This is a genomic window from Vicinamibacteria bacterium, from assembly GCA_035620555.1.
Classification (GTDB): Bacteria; Acidobacteriota; Vicinamibacteria; order Marinacidobacterales; family SMYC01; genus DASPGQ01.
In genome coordinates, this window is the sequence record DASPGQ010000725.1 from 1 (window position 1) to 21,917 (window position 21,917).

General features: G+C 62.6%; 20 protein-coding genes and 1 pseudogene. 10 read left to right on the forward strand and 11 right to left on the reverse strand.

All coding sequences use genetic code 11. The features are described from left to right. Positions 1-519, forward strand: a 519-nt coding sequence (locus VEK15_29205) for a DUF1697 domain-containing protein (GenBank protein ID HXV64812.1), incomplete at its 5' end; no start/stop codon positions are given. 43 nt (positions 520-562) lie between these two features. Here the strand turns inward: VEK15_29205 and VEK15_29210 are convergent. Further along, positions 563-1,951: a M20/M25/M40 family metallo-hydrolase gene (locus tag VEK15_29210; GenBank protein ID HXV64813.1), complete on the reverse strand. Its 1,389-nt coding sequence runs from the start codon at positions 1,949-1,951 to the stop codon at positions 563-565. 268 nt (positions 1,952-2,219) lie between these two features. Here VEK15_29210 and VEK15_29215 point away from each other — a divergent pair, with 268 nt between their 5' ends. Together VEK15_29215 and lpxA are read left to right on the forward strand one after the other, a co-directional pair. Then, entirely contained in the window at positions 2,220-3,461 is a 1,242-nt protein-coding gene (locus VEK15_29215; protein HXV64814.1) for a LeuA family protein, read from the forward strand. Positions 3,462-3,480: 19 nt separating this feature from the next. Further along, entirely contained in the window at positions 3,481-4,260 is a 780-nt protein-coding gene (gene lpxA / locus VEK15_29220; protein ID HXV64815.1) for an acyl-ACP--UDP-N-acetylglucosamine O-acyltransferase, read from the forward strand. Here the strand turns inward: lpxA and VEK15_29225 are convergent. Continuing rightward, a complete protein-coding gene (locus VEK15_29225; GenBank protein HXV64816.1) occupies positions 4,235-6,328 on the reverse strand; it encodes a tetratricopeptide repeat protein in 2,094 nt (697 codons plus the stop codon). The genes lpxA and VEK15_29225 overlap by 26 nt on opposite strands. Positions 6,329-6,563: 235 nt before the next feature. Here VEK15_29225 and VEK15_29230 point away from each other — a divergent pair, with 235 nt between their 5' ends. Beyond that, positions 6,564-8,015, forward strand: coding sequence for a DnaB-like helicase C-terminal domain-containing protein (locus tag VEK15_29230; GenBank protein ID HXV64817.1), 1,452 nt, complete (start codon positions 6,564-6,566; stop codon positions 8,013-8,015). A gap of 72 nt (positions 8,016-8,087) precedes the next feature. Then, positions 8,088-8,855 carry a hypothetical protein gene (locus tag VEK15_29235; GenBank protein ID HXV64818.1) on the forward strand — a complete coding sequence of 256 codons (768 nt, stop codon included), beginning with the start codon at positions 8,088-8,090 and terminating at the stop codon, positions 8,853-8,855. Between the two features lie 57 nt (positions 8,856-8,912). On the opposite strand, the gene VEK15_29240 is transcribed toward VEK15_29235, so the two are convergent. From VEK15_29240 to VEK15_29265, 6 genes are all read right to left on the reverse strand, one after another. Further along, the gene (locus VEK15_29240; GenBank protein HXV64819.1) at positions 8,913-9,353 is read right to left on the reverse strand and encodes a hypothetical protein; all 441 of its coding nucleotides are present in this window, start codon (positions 9,351-9,353) and stop codon (positions 8,913-8,915) included. 25 nt (positions 9,354-9,378) lie between these two features. Continuing rightward, entirely contained in the window at positions 9,379-9,546 is a 168-nt protein-coding gene (locus VEK15_29245; protein HXV64820.1) for a hypothetical protein, read from the reverse strand. Between the two features lie 34 nt (positions 9,547-9,580). After that, entirely contained in the window at positions 9,581-9,946 is a 366-nt protein-coding gene (locus VEK15_29250) for a polymer-forming cytoskeletal protein (protein ID HXV64821.1), read from the reverse strand. Between the two features lie 164 nt (positions 9,947-10,110). Further along, positions 10,111-10,656 (reverse strand): TlpA disulfide reductase family protein, encoded by a 546-nt coding sequence (locus tag VEK15_29255; protein ID HXV64822.1) that lies wholly within the window; start codon positions 10,654-10,656, stop codon positions 10,111-10,113. A 14-nt stretch (positions 10,657-10,670) separates the two neighbouring features. Next, positions 10,671-11,075, reverse strand: coding sequence for a cytochrome c (locus tag VEK15_29260; GenBank protein ID HXV64823.1), 405 nt, complete (start codon positions 11,073-11,075; stop codon positions 10,671-10,673). Positions 11,076-11,132: 57 nt separating this feature from the next. Then, on the reverse strand, positions 11,133-11,870 hold the full coding sequence (locus VEK15_29265; GenBank protein HXV64824.1) for a cytochrome c biogenesis protein CcdA: 738 nt from the start codon (positions 11,868-11,870) through the stop codon (positions 11,133-11,135). Between the two features lie 135 nt (positions 11,871-12,005). Here VEK15_29265 and VEK15_29270 point away from each other — a divergent pair. Then, a pseudogene (locus VEK15_29270) lies at positions 12,006-12,560 on the forward strand (GTPase domain-containing protein). A 621-nt stretch (positions 12,561-13,181) separates the two neighbouring features. Here the strand turns inward: VEK15_29270 and VEK15_29275 are convergent. Next, complete coding sequence (locus VEK15_29275; protein HXV64825.1) at positions 13,182-14,105, reverse strand: hypothetical protein; 924 nt, start codon at positions 14,103-14,105, stop codon at positions 13,182-13,184. A 335-nt stretch (positions 14,106-14,440) separates the two neighbouring features. Here VEK15_29275 and VEK15_29280 point away from each other — a divergent pair, with 335 nt between their 5' ends. The 4 genes from VEK15_29280 (at position 14,441) to VEK15_29295 (ending at position 19,008) form a co-directional block, all read left to right on the forward strand. Continuing rightward, positions 14,441-16,153 (forward strand): aldehyde dehydrogenase family protein, encoded by a 1,713-nt coding sequence (locus VEK15_29280; protein HXV64826.1) that lies wholly within the window; start codon positions 14,441-14,443, stop codon positions 16,151-16,153. Between the two features lie 29 nt (positions 16,154-16,182). Continuing rightward, positions 16,183-18,195 carry a LysM peptidoglycan-binding domain-containing protein gene (locus VEK15_29285; protein HXV64827.1) on the forward strand — a complete coding sequence of 671 codons (2,013 nt, stop codon included), beginning with the start codon at positions 16,183-16,185 and terminating at the stop codon, positions 18,193-18,195. A 125-nt stretch (positions 18,196-18,320) separates the two neighbouring features. After that, positions 18,321-18,536 carry a hypothetical protein gene (locus tag VEK15_29290; protein ID HXV64828.1) on the forward strand — a complete coding sequence of 72 codons (216 nt, stop codon included), beginning with the start codon at positions 18,321-18,323 and terminating at the stop codon, positions 18,534-18,536. Then, positions 18,508-19,008 carry a PIN domain-containing protein gene (locus tag VEK15_29295; GenBank protein ID HXV64829.1) on the forward strand — a complete coding sequence of 167 codons (501 nt, stop codon included), beginning with the start codon at positions 18,508-18,510 and terminating at the stop codon, positions 19,006-19,008. Before VEK15_29290 ends, VEK15_29295 begins: the two co-directional genes overlap by 29 nt. A gap of 34 nt (positions 19,009-19,042) precedes the next feature. Here VEK15_29295 and VEK15_29300 read toward each other — a convergent pair whose 3' ends face one another. Together VEK15_29300 and VEK15_29305 are read right to left on the reverse strand one after the other, a co-directional pair. Further along, positions 19,043-19,654, reverse strand: coding sequence for a hypothetical protein (locus VEK15_29300; protein HXV64830.1), 612 nt, complete (start codon positions 19,652-19,654; stop codon positions 19,043-19,045). A gap of 16 nt (positions 19,655-19,670) precedes the next feature. Next, entirely contained in the window at positions 19,671-21,353 is a 1,683-nt protein-coding gene (locus VEK15_29305) for a CocE/NonD family hydrolase (GenBank protein HXV64831.1), read from the reverse strand. Positions 21,354-21,917 lie beyond the last annotated feature (564 nt).

The window sequence follows — 21,917 nt, forward strand, 5'->3', positions numbered from 1 at the left end:
GGAATCAACGTTGGCGGCCACAAGCGGGTTTCGATGGCAGAGCTTCGTTCGCTCTTCGACGAGCTCGGATTCGACGACGTCCAGTCGTTGTTGCAGAGTGGGAATGTCGTCTTTCGAGCGGACCGAACCGAGACTCCGGCCCTGGAGCAGCTCCTCGAAACGGCGGCGAAAGAACGTCTCGGCATCGAAACCGTGTTCTTCGTGCGAACCGCCGCGGAGTGGAAAACGGTCGTGGCGCGCAACCCCTTTCCGCAGGAAGCGAAAGAAGATCCGAGCCATCTTCTCGTCATGTGCCTGCACCAACGGCCGAAGGCGGCGGCGGTGAAGTCCCTCGAGGCTGCGATCCGCGGCTCGGAAGTCTTGCGGGTCTCCGGCCGAGAGGCGTATATCGTCTACCCGGACGGAGTGGGTCGGTCTCGGCTTACGAACACCCTGATCGAACGAAAGCTCGGCACGAGCGGCACCGCCCGCAACTGGAGCACAGTCGTCAAACTGGCAGCGCTCGCCAGTCCCTCATAGGTTATCGAAGCCACTCCCAGAGCAGCTCGACTGCCTTGTTCTCTCATCGACCGATGTTGGCGACGCGACGGAAGTAGTCGGCGAAGGCGACGATGCCGCCCTCGGCCTGCCGCCAGTCGTAATTCTCGTTGGGCGCGTGGTAGCCGTGCTCGGGAAGAGAAAGACCGAGGAAGTATACCGGCGCGTCGAGGACTCTCTCCATCGACACGACGGCTCCGATGGAACCGCCCTCGCGGACGAAGACGGGCTCTCGGCCGAACGCAAACTTCATCGCCGCGCGAATCGCGTCGGCATGCGGGCCAGTCGTGCGCCCCTGGTACGGGGGTAGCCCGTGCTCGGCCTCGACCCGGACGTCGGGATTGGCCTTCTTGACGAAGTTCTTGACCAGTCTCGCGATTCTCTTGCAGTCCATGTCGGGGACGAGTCGGCAAGATACGATTGCCGTCGCTCTCGGCGGAACGACGGTCTTCACTCCCGGGCCCTGATAGCCGCCGGCGATGCCGTGGACCTCGAACGTGGGCATGCACCAGATGCGCTTCATCACTTCGAGCGGGTCCGTGACCCGAAGCGATTTGAACTGGTGATCCTTCTTGAACGTCGCGGTGCTGAATCCCGACTTCTTCAAATCCTCGAGCTCCGCGTCGCTCGGCATCACCATATCGTCGTAGAACCCCGGGATCTTGACCTCTCCGGTTCTCGCGTCGAAACATTCGGCGATGAGCTGGCAGAGCTCGGCCACCGGATTTCGTGCGGCGCCTCCGGAAGTTCCCGAGTGCTGGTCGGTCGCTCCGGTCTCGAGGAAGAAGCGAAAGCCCTGAAGTCCGCGCAGCCCCGCGGGACAAGCCGGTCGCGAGCGGGACACCCAGACGGTGTCCGACACGACGACGGTGTCGGTACTCAGCCGCTCGCGATGCTGCTTGATCGTGGATTCGAAATGGGGACTGCCGATCTCTTCCTCGGCTTCCCAAAGCAATTGGATGTTGACCCTCGCACCGCGAGCCACGGCGTATTTAGCGCCCCAAAGCGCCGTCAGGGCCGGACCTTTGTCGTCCGTGGTGCCACGGCCCCAGTAGCGACCGTCCTTCCCGGTGAAGCGAAACGGCTCGGTGTCCCAGCCGTCGCTTCGCTCCGCGGGCTGTACGTCGAGATGGTTGTACACGGTGACGGTCGGGTAAGCAGAATCCTGGAAGAAACGACCGTGCAACATCGGGTGGCCGCCCGTCTCGATCACCTTGGCTTCGGCACCCATGCGACGAAGGAGGTCGGCGGCGTGGGATACGACGCCAGCGACGTCTCCGCGATGCTTCGCGTCGGCGGACACGCTCGGAATCTCGACGAGCTCACGCAGCGATTTCTCGAAACTTCCTCGCTGCGAGGCGGCGTAGTCCAGGAGAGATTTCTTGGTGAATTCTGGTTGGATGGATTCTTTCATCTCGGGCCGACAGAGCATATCGAGAGGCGTGCTCCGGCGTCAAAGCAGCCAAATCCCTCGGTCCGGCGCATTCGATGCCGGTCGAGTTGGGCACGGCTACGAGCAAGCGTTTATAATTCATGTAGGCTGATGAAAAAGTACGGCCCAGCCTGCCGAGCGGTGGCCAAGACATCTGCCGCGAGATCGGCGCGCAGCGCCGCAAACGCCGAGCCGTGGCGGCCGATCGACCGCGGGTCCCGCCACGGCATTGAGCACGATGGGGAAATCGATGGAGCCTAGAGAGAGCGAACTCGTCTACGACTGGAACCGCGTGGGCGAGGTCGATTCGTCCACGAGGAAACCCATCGAGTTCGACGATGAAACGCTGCGGGACGGTCTGCAGAGCCCTTCGGTCACCTCCCCCCCGATCGAGAAGAAGATCGAGATCCTCCACATGATGGAGGCGCTCGGTATCCACGCGGTCGACATTGGCCTTCCCGGGGCTGGCCCGCACGTAAAGAAGCAAGTTCTCCGTCTCGCGCGAGAGATCGCCGAGCACGGAATGAAGATTTCGGCAAACTGTGCGGCGCGCACCCTCCGGGCCGACATCGAGCCGATCGTCGAGGTGTCACAGCAGGCTGGCATCCCGATCGAAGCGGCCACGTTCATCGGTTCGAGCCCGATCCGCCAGTACGCCGAAGGATGGGAGCTCGACCGGCTCCTGCGGCATACCGAAGAGGCCGTGCGGTACACCGTCGATAACGGCCTTCCCAACATGTACGTCACCGAAGATACGACCCGAGCGAGGCCGGAGACGATTCGAAAGCTCTACACGACGGCGATCGAATGTGGCGCCCGGCGGGTAGTGGTGACCGACACGGTCGGGCACGCGACACCGTCGGGTGCGCGAGCGCTCGTGGGTTTCATGAAAGAGGTCGTTGCCGATACCGGAGAGGACGTCAAGATCGATTGGCACGGCCATCGCGACCGAGGGCTGTCGATTCCCAACAGCCTCGCGGCAATCGAAGCGGGGGTCGACCGAGTGCATGCCTGTGCGCTCGGCATCGGGGAGCGTTGCGGCAATACCCCGATGGACATTCTGCTCGTCAACTTGAAGCTCGAGGGACGTATCGACAACGATTTGAGCCGCCTGGCGGAATACTGTCGCCTCGTCTCCGAAGCCGTGGGGATGCCTATCCCCACCAACTATCCCGTCGTCGGTGAAGACGCTTTCCGGACCGGCACCGGAGTGCATGCCGCCGCGGTGATCAAAGCGCTGAACAAGAAAGACAAATGGCTCGCCGACCGGGTCTATTCGGGTGTACCCGCGGGGGAATTCGGATTGTCGCAAGAAATCGAAGTCGGGCCGATGAGTGGACTTTCGAACGTACATTTTTGGCTCAGCTCGCGCGGCCTCCCTCTCGACGACGATCTCGTGAAGGCCGTGTTCGAGAAAGCCAAGTCTTCGAATCGGGTTCTCGAAGACGAGGAGATCGAGGCGCTGGCACGGCAGTACTCGCGCTCCGGCTGAAAGTCCGACCGCCTCCAACATGCCGATTCACCCGACCGCCATCGTGCATCCGGATGCGCGGCTCGCAGAGAACGTGGAAATCGGCCCCCATGTGGTCGTGGAAGCGGACGTGGAAATCGGTGAGGGGAGCCGCATCGAAACCAACGCAGTTCTGAAAGCGGGACTCCGACTCGGTCGGCGGGTGCAGGTTCACGAGGGCGCCGTGCTGGCGGGGGATCCTCAGGATCTGAAGTTCGATGGCGCTCGCAGCTTCGCGGTCATTGGTGACGACTGCGTCATTCGGGAATTCACGACGGTTCATCGAAGCGTGCGGGAGGGGGGCGTCACCCGCGTCGGCCGCGGGTGTTTCATCATGGGCTACGGGCACGTGGCGCACGACTGCGAGATCGGTGACGAGGCGATCATCGCGAGCTATGTGGCGCTCGCGGGGCACATCGTGATCGGCCCACGAGCCTTCGTTTCCGGGGGGGTGGTCGTGCACCAGTTTTCCCGGATCGGCGAGCTTGCCATGATCGGTGGAGGGTCCAAAGTCAACCGCGATGTTCCGCCCTTTATCACTGTCGATGGCATACCGGCGCGGGCCGTGGGCTTGAATGTCGTCGGGCTGCGCCGAGCGGGCTTCGGCGTCGACGACCTGCGCGTTCTGAAACGCGCTTACCGGATACTGTTCCGCTCGAAAGCAGCTCTCGAGGACGCCCTGGCGGAGATCGATGGGCTCGACTCACCCCATGCCGCCGCACTTGCCCGGTTCGTGCGATCGAGTGAGAGAGGAATCATCCGGCGAGGACGAAGCTCGTGAGCTCGGCGAGCGTCTTGAGCTCCGATGCCGTCGGATCGTCCGCCGTCCGTTTCAGGACGTCACCGTAAGCGTCTCGAATGGCACGATTCACGTCGAACCGTCGCGGGAGGGGGACGTAGGGCTCGGGCAGCACGACGGGCCCGCTGTCTGCGCCAGCAGGCGAAAGAAGGCCAATGGCGTGAATCGTCTTCAGGAACTGCTCGGCGGCTCGGCTCGTTTCTCGCAGCTGAATGTAAACGATCGCGAGCGACAGCGAGATCGACGCGTCCTGCGGATCGACCGCCGAAGCTCGTTGGAGGTGCTCGGCGGCTCCGGCCAGATCCTGGCTGCGCGTTCTCACCTCGGCGAGCGATAGATGAGCCGCCAGCGGCGAACCGCCCCGTTCGATGGATTGCAGTAACAGGCTCTCGGCCGCCTTCAGATCTCCCTCGGCCATTGCCACCTGACCGAGCGCCAGGAGTCGCTTTCCCTCGTGAACCCCTTTGGCACTCTCGAGAATCTGGCGAGCCTTGGCGAGATCCTGTGCGTCCTGCCGGATCTTTCCTATCGCGAGCCAGGTGCGACCCAGCGCGATCTGGGCTCGGGGCTCCCTCGGGTCGATCCGGAGTGCTTGAATCAGTTGGTCTCGAGCGGGTTCGTACTGCTCTCTGACGAGATAGACTTCACCGAGAATCGCCCGGGCTCGCGGGTCGCTCGGATAGGACTGGATGAAGCTCCTGGCCCCCTCCTCGGCCTCGTCCAGCCGTCCTTGTTCGAGCAGTGCGACTCCCAGCTCAGCGAGAAAATCGCTGCCGGCCTCGACATGGGGCTGGGCTTCGCGAAGGGCTCGTTCCGCCTCTGGGTAGCGCCCGCGTTCGTTGAGGAGCTGGCCGAGGAGAAACCGCGCCTCGCCGTGGGCGGGATCTCGCTCGACCACGAACGCCAGGGGCTCGAGCGCGTCGTCACCTCGCCCCACCTGAACGAGGCTGACGGCGGTGCGGTACCGAGCCTCCACGCTCCCTCCGCCTCCCGAGAACGCCTTCTCGTAGTACTCGATGGCGGGCACGAAGTTTCCTTCCGAATAGAGAACATCGGCGATCTCCTCCGCGATCGCCGAATTGCCCGGATCGATCCGAAGGGCCATTTCCAGGTCGGCGAGTCCCGCCTCGGTATCCGCCGCGGCAAGTCGCGCGCGACCGCGGCCGAGGTAGACTTCCACGTGATCACCGAATTGCTCCAGGATTGCGTCGTAAGCCGAGACCGCCTGCAGGTGCTGGCCCGAGCTCGCGAGTTGGGCGGCGCTCTCGAGTCGACCGGAGGGAATCGATCCGTCCCGAGGGAAGACTCCATACCCGATGACAACCGACAGGAGGGCGATCCCGATGGCCAAGCCAGCAATCGGCCACGCACTCCGCCGGTGAGCGCGCCCGAGCGGGCGTCTGGTCACGTCTCCGCGAGAAGATGTGGCGATCGGCGCGGTGGCGGATTCGACGGCCGCCTTCTTGGCCCCGGTCTCCTGCCTGGCCTCCTCGGCTGGGCCGGTCGAAGGCACGGGCGGCTCCAGGGCGATCGTGTCCTCTGGCCCCGACTCGGGATGGACCGTCTCGGCGACCTTGACGAGGGCCTCAACTTCCTCCGCCCGCGCCTCGTTCATCAGGCCGGCTTGCCGAGAAAGGACCTCGTGAGCGTACGCATTTCTCCGCTCTTTAGACCAGGTAGTGGACAAGAGGACGAGCTTCTGGAGGAGCCGATTCGCCGGCTCCTCTGCCAGACACTGCTTCCAGACCTCTATGGCCTCTCGCTGTCTGCCTTCGCTGAAAGCTTCCGAGCCAGTCTTCAACGCCTTCACCACGTCGACCGGGGCACGGTCTTCAGAAGACGCTTTGTAGGCCACTTCGAGGAACTCTCGCGCCTCGACGCAATTCGGATAGCTCTCGAGCACCGCGCGGAAGGCAGCGGTAGACTGCTCCAGATATCCTTGCGCAAGTAGCTCGATCGCTCCATGAAGGGCGTTCGCCTCCGCGGTGCTCGAAGATTGCTCGTTGGATTCGGCGCCGGGGGCCGGAGCACCCTGATTCAGCTCGTCCATCGTTTACCGCCTCGTTCCGAACCCGTTGCCTGGTGAACGTGGCGTGGTTTCTCCGGGCTCGCAGACCATGGCTAATAGCTGATAATGCTGGATTTAGTTGAATACCAGTATACAGCATGTCAAAGTCCAGGCGATACCGCCCCCGGCAGTGCAACTTGCTGGCATGTCCACGAACCTGTTAAATTAAGAAAAGTCCTTGAAACAACCCAGTTAAGCCGACGGGAAGGTTGCACTCATGGCTCAGAACCAGGGGCCGTCTGAGACGATCGGCGCGGAAGAGCTAAGGTCGCTCGAGACATCGGTCCTGAAAACGCTTTGCCTCACCATCAATACGGCGGGCTCGGAGTTGAAGTACAAGATACTCGACAGTCTGTCCGACGAAGATTTTTATTTCCCGGTCAACAAGGCCGTCTTCCTGACGCTGTCGGAGATGCATCTGCGCGGGGACTACGTCATCTCTGCTAACCTCGAGGAAGAGCTCCAAAAGACGTTCGCCGATCTACCCAGCAGCCTCGCCATCGAGCAGCTGTTCAATGGCAGCCTGCCCTCGCTCAGCGACTTGAACGGCTGGGTAGGAAGACTCCGGGAACGCTCGCGATCGGGCATCGTTCCCAGCGTGACACCCGGCCCCACCCGATCCGTTCCCTCGGAACCAACCTTGCTCCACAAAGCCGGTACGACCATGGTGCGGTCGGTCGAAGAGGTCCGGAAGCGAATCGATGACGAGCACCGTCGGTCGAGTGACAGCTCCATCGCGGTTCCCCCCGCGGTGACCTCGAGTCCTCCCGAAGCGTTCGAGCCTCCTGAACCCGTTTTCATCGATCCACCGAGCTCTGCCCAATCGATCACCGCCCCTCGAGCCGCGCAGCCTGCATCACCTCCGACTCCTCCTCCTCAAAGCAGCCACCAACCGGTCGAGGACTCCCTTCTCAGCTCCGAGGGCGACGATTGGTCGAGTTATCTGGACCAGATCGCTTCTCAACAAGGCAGAACGTTCGACACGGGTTTCTCTCGAATCGACGAAGGGCTCGGTGGCCTCGGGCCTGGCCTCGTTTTGCTGACCGACGGAGACAATCGGAGGCTGGTCGACTTCCTCAAACAACTCACCGACCAGGTGGCGGCGGGAACGGAAATGCGATGCCTCTACCTCGCCGCGAGGCAGCCCAAGACCCAGCTCAGGATCCGGACTCTGGCGCGACTGGCGGGGGTGCCGGTCGACGACATCGAGAGGGGGCGTTTGAAGAAGGAGTCCCAGGAATGGCAGCGCATCGAAGCGGCGGGGAGGAGCGCGGCCCCGTGGCTGAAGAGAGTCTTCGTCTACGAAGTCAAGGGCCAGCTCGACATTCAACTGGTACGCGAGCTTCTGAAGAAGCTCCGGCTCCTTACGGAAGGCACCGAGTCGAGCTGTCTTCTCGTGGTGGACGCCCTGGAAAGAATTTCTTCACGCGATTCGACGTCGTCGATTGCCTCCCAGCTCAGGTCCCTCGCCACCTCGATGGACGTTCTGGCGGTCGCGGCGACGGGAGATCCGAAGACCATCACGCCCAAAGACACCGACTATCTAGGCGTCTTCCGGGACGACGAGACCGGGCGGTTGGAGCTGGAAGTCCTTCAATCGGGAAGGGAAAGCTCCACGATTGTGGAATTCCGATACGAGTCTCAAACGTGTCAGTTCACCGAGGTGTGAAGGTCCGGCCTCATTGATCCAGATCACAGGATCGTGAGCGCTCCCGGAGGACCATGTGGGAAGGAGAAACCCATGACAAGCTGGCTGCTCCGCGTCTTACCCATAACCGTCCTCCTCGCACTCGGCGCGTGCCGCGCTGCCGAGACCGAACCCGAACCGGGCGAAGCCGCGCCATCTCAGGAAGACTCGGCCGAGTCGGAAACAGTCTCCGGTTCCGCCGCGGAGTCGGTCACGCCTGCAGTCTCGGAGCGTGAAGACCCTCGACCTCCTTCTCGCGAAGAGCCCGAGAGCAGACGGCCGGAACCGCCCGCGGCACCCGAGCTCGTCGAGGTCGAGATTCCCGGGGGAACGATTCTCGAGCTCGAGCTATTAACGGCGCTCGACTCGTCCGCCAACCGAGTCGGCGACGAGATTCAAGCCCGCACGCTCGCACCGCTCTACGCGGCCGGACAGCTCGCGCTCGGGGAAGGAGCTTACGTCCAGGGTCGGGTTACCGAAGTGGAAGCATCGGGGCGTGTCAAAGGCCGTGCCAAGCTCGCTTTCACTTTCGACCGAATCCGGACCACAACCGGCCTCGAGCAGATTCGCACGAGTTTCGTGGAACAAGAGGCCAAGAGTGGAAAGAAGAAAGATGCGACAATCATTGGCGGCGCGACAGGGGTGGGGGCCATCGTCGGCGGAATCATCGGAGGGAAGAAGGGCGCGGCGATTGGCGCGGCCATCGGCGGGGCAGGAGGCACCAGCGTCGTTCTGACGACCAAGGGCGAAGAGATTCGTCTTCCCGTGGGAGCCCAGGTCAACGTGCGATTGGATGATCCCTTGAAAGTGGCGCTCGACTAGCGGACAGTCAGGGTTGCCCGCCCCGGGAGCGATCACGCCGGAGCGTGAGTTGTCACCTCAAAGGGGTTCTTCGGGAAGGATTTTCTTGCCGGTTACCTTCTCGACCGCAATCAGTATCTTCTCTCGCAGAATGAGACGCGCCCGACGCTCCTCAGCGGTGATGAAGCTGTAGACCTCTTTGGTGATGCGCTGGAGGAAATCGACCTCGCCGCGGCCGAGCTCGACGACGATCAGACCGCCGGCTCCCACGGCGGGGACGCTGAAATTGATGTCGAGGAGCTTGTCCCGGAGAGACAGGCGCGCCTTTCGCTCGCGCGGCGAAGTTTCTTCGACATCCCTCTTCGTGATTTTTCGCAAGAAGTCGATCTCACCGTAGGAAAAAACGATCTCGGTCGCCTTCTCACGACTCGCCCTGGCCCCGGAGACCCGAGCCGACGCCTTCTTTTTCCTGGCGGGTTTCTTCGTAGCTGCTGCCTTCTTCGTAACCTTCTTCGCCACTCGCACTCCCCCTCTCTACACTCGCTCATTTGGCCCGGTCGTTGGAAGCTTTGGCCGACGGTTCGTTCTCCATGAGAACCTCTCCGCAGGCACACAGAACCCGACGGACGCGACCGAAGACTTTCACCGCGCGTCCGCACCAGGGGCACGTCAGAATGATCATCGCGGTGCGCACCCGCTCGGGCTCTTCCATGGTTGCTCTCCGGAGCCCTCTCGGTCGAGCTCGGTCAGCGTCGCTGCTCTAGAGGCGACGACTCCGAGGCAGTCTTCAGCGCCGATTCGCCGATCTCGAACTCCCCATCGATCAGACTGCCTTCCTCGACGCCAAGCTTCACGGCGCGAAACGTTCCCGAAGCCCGCGCCGGTCCAAGAAGCCGCAGTTCCTTGCTGTGAACTTCACCGCTGAATTTGCCGCTGATCTCTACTCTGGTAGCCTCGACCTTGGCGTCGACGACGGATCCCTCGACGATCCGCACCGTTCCACTCGCTTTCACGTCTCCGTGAAACCTGCCCTTGAGGGTGATGTCGATTCCCTCGAGCTTACCGTCGAGGGTGGCTTTTGCTGCTAGTATCGTTTCTTGATCGTTGGCCACTGGATTGGGCTCCTCACGAACGAGCCAAATACCGATTACGGGACTCTACGTTTTCTACTGAGTGTTCACTGGATCAAGGCTTTCGAGGCATCGAAAGCACTTTTAATATGAATATACCGCTTGTGAGCGGAGATCGCTACCGTGACTTGGAAGGAAGAGTCGGCTCAGCTGGTGGGCTCTTTCGCAAGCCGCCCCGTCTCGATCAAGCCCTCGATGTCGGATCCGAGACCATCGCCCACCGCTCCAAAGTAGCGCTTCACGACTCGACCCTCACGGTCGATGAGATACTTCGTCGGGTAACCGAGAAACGGACCGAAGGACTCTTTGGTGCCGTCCACGCCGATCACCTGTGGATAATGGATCCCCTTCTCCTCGACGAAGGCGCGGATCTCGTCGGCGTCGCCGGATTCGAGGACGACTCCGAGCATGAGAAAGTCATCAGGGCCGAAACGCTCCGCCATCTTCTGCAGGGACGGCAGCTCGGCGATGCAGGGGGCGCACCACGTGGCCCAAAGGTCCACGAGTACGACCTTGCCCCTATGGTCCGACAAGGCCAGCTGCCCACCACCATCGACGCGGTCCAGCACGAGGTCGGGCGCGGGCCTGAGCGCATCTCCACCGTTTCCTCCCGACTCCTGGGCGCCCTCGGGAACGGCACACCCCAAGGAGACGAGAACGAGAACGTTGGCTACAGCGAACAAAGACTTCATCCGGGCACCTCGAGCTACTTCGCCTGCAAGCTGCGCAGGTAGTGCACGACTTGCCAGCGTTCGGTTTCGCTCATCTTTCGGTTCATGGGCGGCATGGGCTGTTTTCCCACGGTCATCTTGTAGAAGATCTCACCGTCGGTCAAGCGATCACGCGCTTCGGCCGTCGTCACGTCTGGCGGCGCCGGCTTGATGAATTGCGTGGCGGGACCGTCTCCCTTTCCCGACTCACCATGGCACATCACGCAGTGTTTCTTGAAGAGCTCCGCTCCTGCGCTGAGGGCCTCCGGTGTATTCTCCACGGGGTTCTCGACAGCTTTCGCTTCGTCGGGAACTTCCCAGGTACCGCTGCTGCTCTCTTGGAGCGCGTTCAGCGTCGCCGAAGCGGCGAGAACCAGAGAGAGAGTGAGAGCGAACTTCATTTCGTGCTGCCTCCTGAACCAGTCAAAGAGGGCTCAATATTAGCACGGCTCCCGACGCTAACCGAGAACGGGAAGGAACGTAAAGTATTGCGAGAGCATTTGCAGACTGTCGGTGGCGACGAGGATCCCGACGGCGACGAGCATCCCCCCCGCCACTACCTCCACCAGCTTCATGTGTTTCTTGATCCTCCCGAAGAGGCTGAGGAATCGATTGATGGCGAGTCCAGTGACCAAGAACGGGATACCCAGCCCGAGCGAGTAGGCCGTAAGCAGCAGTACTCCCTGCCCCACCGTTTCCTGCTGCGATGCGACCACCAGCACTCCCGCGAGGATGGGACCGATGCAGGGTGACCAGCCGAAGGCGAAGGCGAGCCCGATCAGGAGAGAGCCGAGAATTCCTACCCGTTTCGATTGGGCGTGAAACCGCTTCTCGTAGTTCAACCATTTGATGGGTGTGAGTCCCATCGTGTGCAGGCCGAGCACGATGATCACCGCACCGGCGATTCGAGCCAGGGTCACGCGGTTCGTGGCAAACCACTGACCAACGTAGGTTGCCGAAGCCCCCATTGCGACGAAGACGATGGAGAATCCAATCACGAAGAACAGGCTGTTGGCCGCCACGCGATACAAGAGCTCTCGTCGCCGTTTCTGGTCCAGCGCGAGGTGGCTCTGCAGCTCCTGAAGTGACGCACCGGAAATGAAGGAAATGTATCCGGGCACGATCGGCAGAACGCAGGGCGATATGAACGATATGAAACCGGCGGCGAAGGCGGGGACGAGCGCGACTTTCTCCATGCTCCTTTTACCTCGTCTCTCGACGACTCGCTATTGTAGCCCGACCGGGAGTGGGCTTGACGAGTCCGAGCCGGACCAGCTAGAATTGAACATTCGTATCTGACTGATAATCCAACCAATAAGGGGCAAGAAGGGGTGGTTTTCTTCAACTACACCACCATGCAGGTGTCGGCGAAGATCGTCTATTACGGCCCCGGCCTGTGTGGGAAGACGACGAATCTCCAGCACATCCATAGCTGGACCGATCCGAGCTCGCGGGGAGAAATGGTCAGTCTGGAGACCGAGGCGGATCGAACGCTCTTCTTCGATCTGCTTCCTCTCGAGGTAGGTACGATCGGGGGGATGCGTGTACGGGTTCAGCTCTACACTGTTCCCGGCCAAGTCTTCTACAATACGACGCGCAAGCTCGTGCTCAAAGGCGTAGACGGCATCGTCTTCGTGGCGGATTCCCAGGAGCCCGCTCTCGACGCCAACCTCGAAAGTTTCCAGAACCTCGAGAAGAACCTTGCGGAGCTGAACCATCCGCTCGACAACATTCCTTTCGTCTTCCAATACAACAAACGCGATCTTCGAAACATCCTCTCCGTCGAGACGCTCAATCGTCACTTGAATCGAGGAGGGTTCGACGTTTACGAGGGAGCGGCGCTGCACGGTGTCGGAGTGTTCGAGACATTGAAGGCGATCTCGAAAAAGACGCTGGCTGCCGTCCATCGGAAGATCTCGGGAGAGCGCCCGTCAGCAGCGGTTACGGTTTCCCACCCTCCGGAGCGCCGGGAAGGGGCAGCGCCCGTGGCCGTCGCCATGGCGCGGACGACCGCTCCCAGCCGTGAAGGGTTCGCGCAGAAAGGGCTCCGCGGACCGAGCGTCGCCGCGATCACCCCTCGAGAGCTTCGTCCTTCAGGCTCGATCCAGCCGCTCGATGCGGACACCGGCGAAGTCAGCGTGGAGTTCGCCGCCAGGCGCGACGACCTCCGAAGCGCGCCGGGGATGGTATCGACGAAGTCTCGCCTCGAAGCCGAGAACGTGCCCCAGGGTCTTCGCGAGGTAACGCCGGAAGGCCGAAGCCAGCAAGCTCATCCGGTTCGCACTCCGCTCGTCGTCGAGGGGCGGGCCAAGGCTTACGTTCCTAAAGACCTCATGCGCAGCGCGTCGACCGTGTTTGCCGACCTCAAGCTCGTGGGCCTCGGGTCGAGTCATACGATCGAGACGGTCGCGAAACTCGAGCTTCCCTGGCGTGCGAACGGCGAACCGGTGCGCCTCAAGCTCGAGATCGAGCTGACGGAAGACGGGGATCGCTGAGCTTCCGCGAAGCTATGTCCCGTCCAAGGCCTCGACGTAGAGGTGATAGACCCTCAGGCCGAGCTCACGATCGTCGCTTGCGAGTCCGAGCCCCGAGGGCACGAAGGATTCGCTGTTGACGATGCGGAGGTCGACCCAATCCTCCGAGCCCAGCGCGCTCAGCGGAATCGGGATCTTTTTGAGGAAGGTGTCTCGCGTCTCGACCTTCAGAGAACCGATCTCGGTCTCGCCGACGAGGAGAGACACCTGGAGAGGCTCCTCGGGGAACGCGTTCACGTTGGTGTCGGCCTCGATGTAGAGGATGCTCTCTCGCTTCGGATTCCGGAACGAGCACACGGCTTCCTTCTTGGTCCACTGCCATTCGATGCTCGGGTTCTCGGGGGCCGACTCGAGCTGATGCCATCCTTCCTTGTAGACGAGAAATATGTTCTCCTTCTGGTCGAGTAGCTGGAGTTGGGCGACACGGTACGCGTTGTTGCCGTCATCGGACCCGGCCAGTCCGAGCCTCTCGGTCGTTCCAGGAACGTAGAGTCCCATACTCACGGTGGCCGTCCCCAGATAGGGATAGAGGGGGATGAACAGAGTCCTCTTGTACTCGACGGTGGAGCCCGCATTCCAGGAGCTCGTGGGCTCGGGGGGTATGTGGTCGTCGGTGAACAGGAGCGCATTGTGCGAATCGAGAAAGTGGACGAAGACGTGATAATCCTTGGGGACGGGCGCCGAATCGGCACCGACGTCGAAACGGTAAGTAATCTCGACCGGGCTTCCGATCGGGGCTCGCGCCTTGCTGAACTCTGCATGCGGGGTGATGGGCCGACTCTCGACCGGTTCTCCGCCGCGGCCGCCGCACCCCGCGAGTCCAACGGCACCCATGAGCGCCGCCGCCGCTAAGGAGATCCGGCGGGTGTTCACGAAGATCCTGTCGTGGTGATGCATTCCGATCATTCTCCTTCGGGCGAACGCCGGGAGGATGGCGTCGCGCAAAGCCGGGAGTATGTCACAGCGTGACTGACCCGTCAACGATGCCAGATTTGTTGATCCATTCTTGACCCGCTCTGTTATAGTCGAGCGGAGAGTGAGGCAGCCTAATGGCTGGAATGGGTTAGAGGGAGAATGCTACGCGAGGGTAAAGCGCTCGGCGGTCCGCACCAATGCGCTCTCGCAGGTGTAGGTCGGCCCGTCCGATGGTCTCTCGACAACCCGGCACACGCCGCGATGCGCGTGACTACGATTCCCGATCCTGAAATCCAGCCCACCATCCGGTAACGCCGATGAAGCTCGACGAGGACCTCCGCTCGATCCAGCAAGCCCGCGAGCTCGTCCTACGGGCGCGCGGGGCGTGGGAGCGTTACGCGCATTTCACTCAGGAGCAAGTCGACGCGATCGTGTCGGCCGCCGCTCGAGCTGCCTCGGAGGCCTCTTACGACCTCGCTCGTCTCGCCGTCGAGGAGACGGGCTTCGGCGTCGTCGAGCACAAGTTCATCAAGAACAAGTTCGCCGCCGAAGACGTCTACCGGTTCATCCGAGATATGAAGACCGTCGGGATCATCCGCGAGCTCCCCGACGTGAAGGTGGTCGAGATCGCCGAGCCCGTGGGCGTGATCGCCGCGGTCGTTCCCTCGACCAATCCGACCTCCACCGCCATTTACAAAGTTCTCATCGCTCTCAAGTCGAGAAACACCATCGTCCTCTCGCCGCACCCCGCAGCGAGACGGTGCATCCGAGAGACGTCCGAGATCATGAAACGCGCGGTTGTTTCCGCCGGGGCTCCGGATGGCGTCGTCGACTGCATGACCGAAGTATCGCTCGAAGGGACTCGTGAGCTCATGAGCCACCGGCGCACTTCCGTCGTGCTGGCGACGGGCGGGATGGGTCTGGTGCGTGCGGCTTACAGCTCGGGGAAGCCGGCATTCGGCGTTGGTCCGGGCAACGTGCCCGCCTACATCGAGTCCACGGCGGACGTGGCGAGAGCGGTGAGAGACGTTCTCACCGGCAAGAGCTACGACAACGGGACCCTGTGCTGCTCGGAGCAGGCGCTCATCTGCGATCGTGCCATCGAGTCTACGGTGCGGCAGGCGGTGGTCGACGAAGGGGGCTTCTTTCTCGACTCGAACCAGATCGACCTGGTGTCCAAAATCGCCGTCCTTCCATCCCGGCTGGCCAATCCCGAGATCGTGGGCAAGAGCGCGGTGTTCATCGCGCGGAAAGCCGGCTTCGACGTCCCGGAAACGACCCGCGTACTGGTAGCGGAGCTCGTCGGTGTTGGCCGCGACTATCCCCTTTCGATCGAGAAGCTCGCACCGATTCTTGCTTTCTATGTCGTCGGCGATTGGAAGGAAGGTTGTGAACGAGCGAAGGAGATACTGCGGTATGGAGGTATGGGACACACGCTGGCCATCCATTCGACGGACGACAAGGTCATAAGACAGTTTGCGCTCGAGAAGCCCGCGTTCCGGATCGTGGCGAACTCGACCGCCACTCATGGTGCGGTCGGCTTCAGCACCGGACTGAGTCCGGCCATGACTCTCGGATGCGGTGCCCACGGCGGAAACATCACTTCGGACAACATCACTCCGATGCATCTCATCAACGTGAAGCGACTCGCCTATGGGATTCGGCCGGTGGACATCGGGATGGCACTCGAGGCCTACGGCTATCCTGGAGAACGCACCGTACCCGAGCCCGTTCGCCGGGAGGCCGATCCCCCGAGGAACCTGGAGCAACGGATATCTCGATTTCTGGAAGTGCGCGGACTTCCCGTACGAGCGCGAGGCGAGTCGCCGGCGTCGCGGGAGGTTGCATCATTGGAAGGGACCGTAGCGGCGCCGACTCCCCCCCCGGTCGCCGCGCTCGAGTTCGTATCGGAGGAGGACGTACGCTCGGCGCTGAGCGAGGGCCGGAAGCTTCCCGTCGGTGCCGGGACGGTAATTACGCCGTCGGCCCGCGATCTCGGCAACGAGAACAACGTCTTCCTGCGAGTCTAGTCAACCAAGAATCGTAAGGGGCAATCAGCGTGCCGGTTCATCTTCGTCTCGTCCTCGTGATTTCGCTCTCAACCTTCGTCATTGGCTGCTCGTCGAAGCGGCCACCCGGCACCGACGCCGCGCCGCCGCCTCACGGTGTGGTTGCTTCGCTCCACGCCGAGACCATCGAGCTGACGCGGCGGGAGCTCGAGCGCGGTGAGACACTCGCCGCCGAAGGTCGCTGGGTTGCGGCGCGACTGGCCTTCGATCGCGCCCTGGACCTGCTCTTGACCATCCCCGGTGGCATCGAATCGACACCGGAGGCGAAAGCGCTCTACGACGAGGCGATCGCCACCATCCACGAGGCGGAGCGCCTCCATCAGGCTCGGATGACCGACGAGCTCGCCACGTCCGAACCGGCCGAGGAGGCCGCGGTCGACGTCCTGACGAGCGAGGTGTCTCGGATGGAGTCCGCGAGTGCACTCGAGGCGGCGGAAAGGGAGAGCGACCTCCTGGACCGGGGCTACGACCTGCCCGTGGTCGAGAACGCGAGAGTCCAGTCGATCATCAAGATGTTCCAGGGCCCCAGACGTGAGTGGTTCCAGGAAGCACTCGACCGGTCGGGCCACTACCTCTCGATGTTTCGGGCGGTCTTCGCCGAGGAGGGGCTTCCGCGCGATCTGGTGTACCTCGCGATGATCGAGAGCGGTTTCAAGGACAGAGCGGTCTCCCGTGCCGGAGCTCGGGGGATCTGGCAGTTCATCAGCGCCACCGGACGCCTCTACGGCCTGCGGCAGGATTTCTGGATCGACGACCGGTTCGATCCCGAGAAGGCGACTCGAGCCGCCGCCCGGCACCTCCGGGACCTGATGGAGGAGTTCGACGATTGGTACCTGGCGATGGCGGCATACAACGCGGGCGCGCGACGCGTCCACCGTGCGATCGCGCAGACCGGAAGCAGGGATTTCTGGACGATCTCTGCCCGACGACGCCTGCCGCGCGAGACTCGTAGCTACGTTCCCCTGATTCTCGCAGCCGTCGTCATCGCCAAGGATCCCGTCGCCTACGGCTTCACGCCATCGACCGCTTCGCCTCGCGATTACGACGTCGTGCGGCTCGAACATCCGGTGGACCTCGAGACCGCGGCGCAGTCGACCGGTACGGATGTGGAAGAGTTGAAGCGGCTGAATCCGGAGCTGCGGCGATGGGTCACCCCTCTCGACCACGGCGATTATCCGTTGCGGGTGCCCAAGGGCATGGCCCATGACTTCCGTGAGGCGATCGCGGCCATCCCCGCGGACGAGAGGGTACGCTTCGGAACCCACGTGGTTCGACGCGGAGACACGCTGTCGAGAATCGCAAGCCGATACGGGACCACGGTCGAGGCGCTCGCGTCCGCGAATCACATACGCAGTCGCTCGCTCATTCACCCGGGTCAGGTCTTGACGGTTCCGGTTCCGAGCGGCTCGCAGCAGTGGAGTGATGAGGCGTCGGCCTTCCAACGCGATAGCGTCGAGCTCGATGGCCGCGAAGTCTACGTGGTGCGTCGCGGAGACACGTTGGGGGCGATCGCTTCGTCGTTCCGGATGTCGCTGGCGGATCTCCGGCGCCTCAACGGGCTCGCCTCGGCGGAAACTCGCATTCATCCCGGACAACGTCTCGTCGTGTCCCCGACCGCTGCGCCGCCCAGCTCCCCGAGGCGCCCGTCGACCGCCGGGGGAGACGTCTATGTCGTACGTGAAGGAGACACGCTCGGTCAGATTGCGGAGGCGCATGACATCGGCCTATCGAAGCTCAGGAGCCTGAACGGACTCCACCACCGGTCGAGCCGTATCTATCCTGGTCAGAAGCTCGTGGTGCGAGAGTCGGCGGCCTCGGCGCAAGCCGAGGATGCGGCCCCCGCGGGCGGCGCCGTCACTTATCGCATCCGCCGGGGAGACACCCTGTCTACGATCGCGAGACGATTCGGGGTTTCGATCGAGGATCTCAGGCGGTGGAATCGCATCGAATCGGACCACATCGTGACCGGGCAGGCGATCACGATTCACGCATCGCCGCCGTAACCGCAGGCAGACCGCCTGGATTTCTATCGCCTACTGCATTCGAGAGCGAGCACCTCTTGCTCGACCCAAAAGGCCTACTCTTGAGTGTGTAACATGTCGTGATACTATACGTAATGGGAGATAACTTGGCTGACACTCGGCGCTTCAAACGCAAGAACCTAATGCTGGACGAGCCCAAGCTTCGCAGGCTCGTGAGAACGCTCGGCGCCAGAAGCGAGTCGGAGGCCATTCGAACCGTCATCGAGGACGCACTCTTCGCCGATGAGGTCATGACACACGTGCGAGACTTGCGCCGCCGCGGTAGCTTGCGCGATGCCTACGGGCGCGCTGGCGGAGCCTGAGCACTTGAAGGCGGGTCGGCGACCACTTCTTTTCGACACCTCGGTCCTCATCCCCATGATTCGAGGGGATGCTTACGAGCGGTTGTTCTTTCGTTCATTGCGAAGTGGGAGAGCGCGCATGAGCTCAGTCGTCATGCAGGAGCTTTATGCCGGCGCGCGGGCCGGGGCCGACAAGAAGAACCTGGACGGAATTAACCGCGCATTCGCGGGTCGCGGCTACCTGGTAACTCCGGACCACGACGATTGGATTTCCGCGGGAATCATTCTGGCTCGGTATCAACATCGCCATGGGAATGTGAAACCGAGACACCACGTCAATGATATTCTCATCCTGCTTGGGGCTGCCCGATGCGAAGCGGCGCTAGTGACGGAAAACGCCGCTGAAATGATGAGATGGCGGCGCATGACTCGAGGGGCCTACAAAGGGCTGAAGGTGTTTGGAGTCAGAAGGGCGGAGTGGCGCGACTCGTAACGCGCTGGTCGTCTGTTTTCGAGAAATCTCACAGTCACGACAGTCCCCATGCACTGGGACCGGCGAGAAGGAGCCACGCGAGAAGCGCCGCCGATTTCTGATCGGCTCCCCATGGCGGCCCGAGCGGCTTTCCCATGGCACGCACCGACGCCTCGAGCTCGGACGAGGCAGTTCCCAGAATCGCCACGGCGCGCGTCACGAGATCGGATCTGCGGATGCGTACGACTCGAAGATCGCTTCGCTGGCACGCCGCTTCGAGGGCCTCGCGGAAATGATCACCGTCGGCGGTATGGATGAGAGCATGAGAGGCGAGAATCGCCGCCAGATTCCCTCCCTTGCGACCCGAAGAATCGAGGATACCGGCCACCTCGATGGGTGAATGCTTCGCGCGCAGCTCGTCCGCGATCTTCGAAACGCCGCCGACGGCCATGCGCATCGCGCTCGCGCGGAGCTCGGCCAATCGCCCCTCCGCCTCGACGAGCGGGAGCGATTCGACCGCGTGATAGGGCTGCCGGGAATCGCGACGACTGGGATCGGTCATCTCGAGCCGCCCGCGATACACGACCGTGGGATGGCCGGAAGCTCCCCCCACCGCGACGACTGCCGCCCATCCCGAGTGGGGAGCGAAACCGAGCGCGGCAGTCATTTCCAGGCTCGCCTTACTACCGGGGCACGATCGGAAGCACGATCCGCGAAGGGCGCTCGCGGTCGTGGTGAACCAACTGGTGCGCCACGACCGTTCGTTTTCTTTCGGTGAACGGCTCGCCAGTATTGAGATTGCGATCGAAATGCGGAAAGAGGCTGCTCGTCACGTGGATGCGGATCCGATGACCCCTGGCGAAGAGGTTCGACGTGACCATCGAATCGAAACGGAGCTCGACGATCTCGCCGGGCTCGAGAAGTGAGGGCCTGTCCTCCCCCTCCCGATATCTGACGCGCTCGACCTCGACCGTGGGGCTCATGAGATTGTAGGCACGCCCGTCGGGGTGCACGTCGAGCAAGCGCACGACGAAATCCGTGTCCCTGGCGGAGGACGAGACGAACAGGATCGCTTCGATGGGCCCGGTGACCTCGATGTCCGTCGTCAGAGGCTCGGTCTCGTAGACGAGAACGTCGCCGCGGGACTCGAGCGGGCTCTGGTCGAACGGGCCCTGGACGCCGCCATGGGGATCGATGAGCGGGTCGGCGGGGTCGTAATCATAGGCTGTGCTCGCATCGTCCTCTTCGGGCGGCTCGAGCCGAAGGGCCCCGGACGTGTGCAGGTAATAAGGGGTCGCGCTCGCTCGCGAAAGAGGCCAATCGTCTTCCTCGCGCCACCGGTTCTCGCCCATCACGAAGATCCGCACGGGCTTTTCCGAGTCGAGCCCGTTCGCCTCGTTCTTGAGCCAGAAGTCGAACCAGCGCATCAAGAGAAGCTCGTAGTCGAGGCCCGCGTTGACGCCGAAATCGAGCTCGCCCTCACGAATTCGATTGAGCCGCGGAGTCCCGTGAGTCCAGGGGCCCACGACGAGCCAGCTCCCCTTCTCCTTCGTACCGGCGTAATTGTTCACCGCTCCCATCGGTCCGTAACCTTCGTCGTGCCAACCCGAGAGGTTCAGCGCGGGTACGCCGATGCTCTCGTACTTCGCCTCGACATCGGCGAAATCCCAGTACCCGTCGTCGTCGGGATGGGAAAGCCATTCGTAGTACGACGGCGCGACCCCCTGCAAAGCAGGCAGCTCCGCGAGGGGAAGAAAGCGCAACCACTCTTCCTCGTTCCTCTCCCAGAGAGCATCGGCTTCCTCCCACGTCTTCGGACCCGAGAGCCCGTTGCGGCGACGCACGTCGGGAGCGATGTTCCGATAGAACCAGCCGATCCAGGAGAGGTCGAAGGTGCCCCCGAAGTAGAAGAACCGACGCCCGGTGGAAAAGCACATCGAGGGCGCGATGGCGACGAGGTGCGGCGGAGACTCCATGGCCGCGAGCCACTGGACCGCTCCGGGATACGAGAGTCCCGCCATTCCCACGCGTCCGTCGACGTATGGAAGCCGAGCCACCCACTCGACGGTGTCGTAGCCGTCCCTTCCTTCCTGGCGATAGGGATCGAACTGCCCTCCCGAGGCGTAGCGTCCCCGAACGTCCTGAGTCACGACGACGTAGCCCGCTCGTGCCGCCCGAAAGGCGAACCCGTCGTCGCGCCACTCGTCCGACTTTCCGTAGGGAGTGCGAATCAGAATGGCGGGATAGCGTCCCGGTGCCTCGGGCCGGAGAACGTCGGCCATCAGCACGACGCCATCGCGCATCGTCGCCGCAACGTCGGTCTCGAGAACGAGCCCACCGACCGCGAGCAGGAGTGTCGGTATCATGGTGTCCTCACCAAGTTCTTCATGGCTTCAGCGCAGCTAGAGCCTATGGTGAGAACCCCGGCACCGTCAAAGTGCCTGGTTTCCGCTGAAGCAGAACACCAGTTCTATTTTTCGGCGCCACCGCGACGGCGAAATCGATGTCTCGGGTGAATTCCGCCGCCCCCGTAGAGGATGCACGCCTGACCGCCCATCAGAAGTGCCCGAACCCGCCTCTGCTGGAAAGTAGAAAGGACTCTGGGAATCGGGCTCAGGCTCACAACTTCCTCCGAGTACCAAGAACGTGGCCCACAGGCGCTGGGACTCGGCGAAGCGCTCCGCCGGCGTCATGTCGTACCATTCCCACCGGTCCTCGTCCTCGAAAGTGAGAAAGAGGGCTCTTCGTTCTGCTTTCCGGGAATTCACGATTGAGATTATAGCCTCGGGCCGGAGTCAGGACACGAGCCCGGACCCGCCCGGCCGCGACGTGAATCAGGCGCAGCCAATATCCCTCGCGGCGACTCAGATCGCGTCCAGTCCGAACCCGCTTTCTAGCGAGGGGAAGCGATCGTTTTGGCGCCACTGGGA

Coding starts and splice junctions, on each gene's coding strand:
- VEK15_29210 (HXV64813.1), bottom strand. CDS start 1,951: ATGAAAGAATCCATCCAACCAGAATTCACCAAGAAATCTCTCCTGGAC.
- VEK15_29215 (HXV64814.1), top strand. CDS start 2,220: ATGGAGCCTAGAGAGAGCGAACTCGTCTACGACTGGAACCGCGTGGGC.
- lpxA (HXV64815.1), top strand. CDS start 3,481: ATGCCGATTCACCCGACCGCCATCGTGCATCCGGATGCGCGGCTCGCA.
- VEK15_29225 (HXV64816.1), bottom strand. CDS start 6,328: ATGGACGAGCTGAATCAGGGTGCTCCGGCCCCCGGCGCCGAATCCAAC.
- VEK15_29230 (HXV64817.1), top strand. CDS start 6,564: ATGGCTCAGAACCAGGGGCCGTCTGAGACGATCGGCGCGGAAGAGCTA.
- VEK15_29235 (HXV64818.1), top strand. CDS start 8,088: ATGACAAGCTGGCTGCTCCGCGTCTTACCCATAACCGTCCTCCTCGCA.
- VEK15_29245 (HXV64820.1), bottom strand. CDS start 9,546: ATGGAAGAGCCCGAGCGGGTGCGCACCGCGATGATCATTCTGACGTGC.
- VEK15_29255 (HXV64822.1), bottom strand. CDS start 10,656: ATGAAGTCTTTGTTCGCTGTAGCCAACGTTCTCGTTCTCGTCTCCTTG.
- VEK15_29260 (HXV64823.1), bottom strand. CDS start 11,075: ATGAAGTTCGCTCTCACTCTCTCTCTGGTTCTCGCCGCTTCGGCGACG.
- VEK15_29265 (HXV64824.1), bottom strand. CDS start 11,870: ATGGAGAAAGTCGCGCTCGTCCCCGCCTTCGCCGCCGGTTTCATATCG.
- VEK15_29275 (HXV64825.1), bottom strand. CDS start 14,105: ATGCATCACCACGACAGGATCTTCGTGAACACCCGCCGGATCTCCTTA.
- VEK15_29280 (HXV64826.1), top strand. CDS start 14,441: ATGAAGCTCGACGAGGACCTCCGCTCGATCCAGCAAGCCCGCGAGCTC.
- VEK15_29295 (HXV64829.1), top strand. CDS start 18,508: ATGCCTACGGGCGCGCTGGCGGAGCCTGAGCACTTGAAGGCGGGTCGG.
- VEK15_29300 (HXV64830.1), bottom strand. CDS start 19,654: ATGACTGCCGCGCTCGGTTTCGCTCCCCACTCGGGATGGGCGGCAGTC.
- VEK15_29305 (HXV64831.1), bottom strand. CDS start 21,353: ATGATACCGACACTCCTGCTCGCGGTCGGTGGGCTCGTTCTCGAGACC.